The organism is Micromonospora sp. NPDC047753 (assembly GCF_040642735.1).
In the GTDB taxonomy this organism is placed as follows: Bacteria; Actinomycetota; Actinomycetes; order Mycobacteriales; family Micromonosporaceae; genus Micromonospora.
In genome coordinates this window covers 1-1,169 of record NZ_JBEYSL010000886.1, presented here as the reverse complement: position 1 = coordinate 1,169, position 1,169 = coordinate 1, and the positions used below count along the sequence as shown (strand labels likewise).

General features: G+C 73.5%; 1 protein-coding gene. It reads left to right on the top strand.

The window, feature by feature from the left end; genetic code table 11:
• Positions 1–216 precede the first annotated feature (216 nt).
• Positions 217–1,169, top strand: a 953-nt coding sequence (locus tag ABZ749_RS35475) for an FUSC family protein (RefSeq protein WP_357235817.1), incomplete at its 3' end; no start/stop codon positions are given.

Genomic DNA, 1,169 nt, shown 5'->3' with positions numbered 1-1,169 from the left:
CTGGAGTTATTTCGTGTTCTCTTCCGATCTGGTGAGCTGACGGCTTGACGGCTTGACGGCTTGACGGCTTGACGGCTTGACGGCTTGACGGCTTGACGGCTTGACGGCTTGACGGCTTGACGGCATGACGGCATGACGGCATGACGGTCTCGCGGTCTGGCGGCTTGGCGTCGGGGCGGGGCGGCGGGTGGCCCAGCGGGGTGGAGAGGTTGGGCGATGGTGCGGTTCAGCGGCCTGCGGACGGCCGGCGGCCGGCTGCGGCACGGCTGGCGGCCGGTGTTGGAGGCAACCGTCGCGGCGACAGTGGCCTGGCTGCTGGCCACCCGGTTGCTCGGGCACCCGCAGCCCTTCTTCGCGCCGGCCGCCGCGCTGATCGTCCTTGGACAGGCCCGGGGGCAGCGCATCCGCCGGGCCGTCGAGGTCATCCTCGGGGTCGCCGCCGGGGTGCTCGTCGCGGACCTGGTGGTGCAGGCGCTCGGCCCGGGCAGCACCTGGACGGTGTTCACCGTCATCCTGCTCACTGTCCTCCTGGCGGTGGCCTTCGGCGCCACCGGCGTGACGCTGGTGCAGGCGGCCGTTTCCGCGCTCTACCTGGTGGTGGTCGCACCGCCGGATGGCTCGTTGGTGCCGTTCCGCTTCGTCGACGCGCTGGTCGGCGGCGTGGTCGCCCTCGCGGCCAGCCTGCTGGTCGACGCCCGGCGTCCGCTGGCCCCGCTGGTCGCCGAGGTGCGGCGGACCTTCGACGAGCTGGCCGGTCTGCTGGGCGGGATCGCCGACGCGCTGAACGACCGCGACGAGCCGGCGGCGGTCGCTGCGCTGAGGCAGGCGCGGGGGATGGACGCCCGGGTGGACGGGCTGCGCGACGGTGTGCTGGCCGCCGGTGAGGCGCTGCGGCTCAACGTCCGTCGACGTCGGCACATCGGTCGGCTGCGTTCGGTGGACGAGTCGATCCGACAGATCGACTACGCGGTCCGCAACGTCCGCGTGCTGGCCCGTGCGGGCGTGACCCTCAGCCGGCTGCACACTCCTGTTCCGCCCGAGCTGGGCGTCGCCCTGCGGTCACTGGCCGAGGCGGTTCGTCAGGCCGGTGCCGCCCTCGCCGCCGACCTGGACGGGCAGGAGGAGACCGCCGACCGGCACGCCACCCGGGCCGACGAGTCGGCGCTGGC